This is a genomic window from Pseudostreptobacillus sp. (assembly GCF_977040545.1).
On record NZ_CDRRBS010000093.1, the window covers coordinates 1 to 3,973 of the forward strand.

Annotated in this window: 3 protein-coding genes; 1 reads left to right on the forward strand and 2 read right to left on the reverse strand. The window is 27.4% G+C overall.

The window, feature by feature from the left end; translation table 11 throughout:
* Positions 1-626 precede the first annotated feature (626 nt).
* Positions 627-746, forward strand: a complete 120-nt coding sequence (locus tag ACWYO2_RS05115) for a hypothetical protein (protein WP_455515409.1) — start codon at positions 627-629, stop codon at positions 744-746.
* A gap of 177 nt (positions 747-923) precedes the next feature.
* Here ACWYO2_RS05115 and ACWYO2_RS05120 read toward each other — a convergent pair whose 3' ends face one another.
* On the reverse strand, positions 924-3,461 hold the full coding sequence (locus ACWYO2_RS05120) for a DEAD/DEAH box helicase family protein (RefSeq protein ID WP_455515407.1): 2,538 nt from the start codon (positions 3,459-3,461) through the stop codon (positions 924-926).
* Positions 3,462-3,601: 140 nt separating this feature from the next.
* On the reverse strand, positions 3,602-3,973 hold a 372-nt coding region (locus ACWYO2_RS05125; protein ID WP_455515408.1), incomplete at its 5' end, for a transposase.

Sequence of the window (3,973 nt, forward strand, 5' to 3'; positions counted from 1 at the left end):
ATATTTCTTAACAATTTTTTCAAAATCTACATAAGGTAAACTATTAATAAAATTAGAAATATCATTAAAATTATTAGTGTTAATCAACATATGATTCACTCCTTACAAAACCAAACAGTTTAATTATTTACACTATTATTATATCATATACCTAAAATTATTTCAATAACTTTTTAGAAAAAATTATATAAAAAATACTAAAAAACATAGGAAAATTAAGGTAAAAATTTATCCCTTGATTTTTGGAATATATAAGCTCTATTAATTAGTGAACTTTGTAAGGAGGTCATTGTTTTTAAAAATTTATCACAAGTACAATATAGTACAAAGGGAAGAAAGTTAAGTGTCGATATAGATAAAATGATTAAAATTATTCTTTTATCTATACAAAATCAGAGCTTGAAATTAGAAAAATTGAGAGAAACTGTAAAGATAATATTGAATTTAGATATAAAATAAAATGAATTAATTAGAAAAGATGATATTCAGTTATTAAAGAAAGAAGCATATCGAAATATAACTAGTGAATATAGTATTAAACTTAGATTGAATAGATCAATACAATTAGAGGGAGCTTTTGCTAATATAAAGGGAACTTTAAATTTGATAGATTTAGAAGAAAAGGTATCAATAAGTGTAGGTTTGAATTTAGTCTTTATGCTTTAGGACATAATTTAAGAAGATATATTAATTCTATAAGAAAAGGGAAAAAAGAAATATTCTTACATGAATTAAAGGTAAGTTAATTTTTTTTGATATAGAGAGTATATCATTTTTGTTGTACTTAAAATTTTAACAATTAAATTAGAAAACTTAGTTATAAAATAAAAGGAGTGAAAATTAAAATAAAATTAAAATTCACTCCATTTTTTTAGGCTTTTTCACTTTTTATATTCTATTTGTACAGACCCAAAATTTAAAAGTTATTTATTTTTACTAAATGGCTTTGTATATTGATTAATTATCTGATAACCATTTAACTTAAATGAATTTAATAATTTTTCAACTTCTTTATTGTTCCCAAAGACTCCATTTTTGACAACACCTTCTGCAAACCCTCTTATTGCTCGTGAAAATTCATCCAATAATTCAGGTGTCATAATTCTCATATCTGGGCTAGGTGATGCCTCAGTTCGGAAAGTATCACTGTTATGAATCATAATTGGAGTATATTTTTCTCCAAGAATATAATGATTCTTAAACCATTGTATCGAACTAAGTAACTGCTCACAGTCATCTTTTGAAATTAATTCTGTTATTGTTCTATTCTTACATTCAATAATTACATATTCAGAATTTGAAAATGCTAATAAGTTATCAGGAGCTTCTCCTCCAAACTGAACTTCTGGGCGAGATGATGCAATACCTATAACTGATGCTATATCATTAAGTGCTTTTTCAAATTGCTTCGCAGGATTATCTGAAAATTTTAAATCTTCCAATATAGCCGATACACGTAGAATATATTCATTAGCATTTAATCCATTTTTTTCAATATATTTTATAATAGAGTTAGATTGTCCATTATTTGTACTAGTTAATTTTGAAAATTGGATTCCCTTAATTGGTTTTAAAACCATAGAATTAAGGTTTCTTGCTGAAAGTAATATTTCCTGTGCAACAGCCTGATTGCTGAAGTTCTTATATTCAGCCATATACTGCATCAACAACCCTTTAGTTTTGTTATCATTTGTTTTATTCTTTTCTTGCTCTATAATTGAAAAACTTTCTTCATAGTTTTCTAAACATTCTTTTTCAAAAGCTTCACGCATCGCAAGAATCAAAGAATCTACATTGCCAGATTTATTGTACACAACATTAGATAAATTAGATTTACTAGCAGAAATCCACTCTGGGTTACGCTCAAACATATAATTAGTCAAAGCAAAAATATTTTCTACAGTAGGACTTTGTGTCGATTCCATTAGTTGTTCCCATAGCTGCTGAGAAAGATTCCATTGCTCTAATGTTGCTGAACTGAAAAATTCTTTACCATGTTGATTTACAATTACATCAGTTAGTTTTTCTCCCATTAATACTATTGAGCAGAAATCATTATTTGATCTAACTCCTCTACCCATTCCCTGTTCAATTTTCTGAATTTGTTCTCTGCATAATCTGTTATCATTTGGATTCATCCCTTGTATTGCCAAATCATACTCACTCCGTATACTTGGTAATCCATCAACAACAAGCATTCGACAAGCATCATCTGGTAAGTCAATTCCATCATACTTGTTTACTAGAATTGTAATTCCCGTGAATTCTCCTCTTTTTAATTTATCAACACCACTTTGTATATTATCTGCATTTGATGAAAGAATTTGACTAGGACTTATATCACTCCAAAAATTAGCTCTATCAAAAGATGGCACAATAACTACGACATTGTGTTTCTTAGCAACATTACAAATTTCATTTTTTATCTCTTCATCTGTTATCTTGGCATTTAAATGTTTAGGAAAAATTATGAGCCTTTCTCCAATATCATTTGCCTTTTCAGGTGTAATGATATTGGAAAGTTCTTTTTCTTTTAATCCAATACTAGATACAAATACACTATCATCCGCTAGTGTCGCACTCATAAATATCCTACGTTGAGCTTCTTCAAAACTAGTTATTTTATTTATAGGAGTACCTTTTAATGTTATTTCAACACTACGAGCAGAAATAACACAATTAGCTGTTTCCCAATTATCACGCATCAACGGAAGATTAAACAATACGAATGCTTCATCCTTATAATCTTCATCAGAAATACTATTATATATATTTTTATGTTCTTTTTGCCAAATCCAAAACGGAACCAAGTAACTATATCTCGGATCATTTCTGTCTTTTATATCACAAAAATTTTGACTTTCCTTAACTTCTGTGTAGTTAGATATATATGAAATTATTTTTTTATATAAATCATGATTAGATTCAATAGTTATTGTGTGTTGCTTTTCTATTGTATCTAAACAAGCATGTACATCATCGATTATGATACTACCAATTTTAACATTATTACTCGAGCGTAACCCAAACACGCTTTTACCATTAATTAATTTGTGTATATTTGTTACTAAAATTGCTTTATTATGCTTAAAATAATAATCTTCTTCACCTTTCACACCTTCATTATCATAAGCAACCCTAATCCCTAGCTTTATTGCTTCATCACAAACTTGCTTTATTAAAAAATTATCTGGAACAATATACACTGCAGGACCTTTTCCTTCATTTAAACAACTCTGTAAAATTGTTAACCCCACAACAGTTTTTCCACTTCCAGTATTCATTTTTATGATTGTGTTTTTTTCATTACGTTTATCAAACCACTGTTTCCAAACTTCTGTTTGAACATCACGAGGATACCCATAGCTTTTATCCTTTGTAGGCAATACCATAAAAATATCTCTCGGTTCTATAGATGATTGGTTAGAATAAGACTTCAATTTCGAAAAATTTATAGCCATATTATCTCCTCTCTTTTATACATAATACAAATTAAAACTCTGTATTTTTAAAATTTATTTTCTGAATATATGATATGATTATACCATTTTTAAACATATTTTTCCATTTGTACTGACCCCAAAAAGTTGGACAAATTAATTTAACTTACCAATAAGGATTGATTTCTGTAAGAAGCAGGAGTTAATCCTTTTAATTTTTCCTTTATTCTTTTGTTATTGTAATAATATATATAATCTTCTATTGCTTCTTTCAATTCTTCTAATGTCTTGTATTTTTCTTCTTGTTCATAAAACATTTCTGATTTTAACAACCCAAAGAAACATTCCATTAATCCATTATCTAAACTATTTCCTTTTCTTGACATACTTTGAGTTATCTTTTTCTCTTTCAATTTTTCTTGATATGAATAATGCTGATATTGCCATCCTTGGTCACTATGAAATATCAAATTTTCATAATTTTCATTTTCTTTAAATGCTAAAGTTAGGACTGCGTGAAATATCATATGAAA

Excerpts from the sequence above, each read along its gene's own strand:
- ACWYO2_RS05120 (WP_455515407.1), bottom strand. The coding sequence starts at position 3,461 with ATGGCTATAAATTTTTCGAAATTGAAGTCTTATTCTAACCAATCATCT.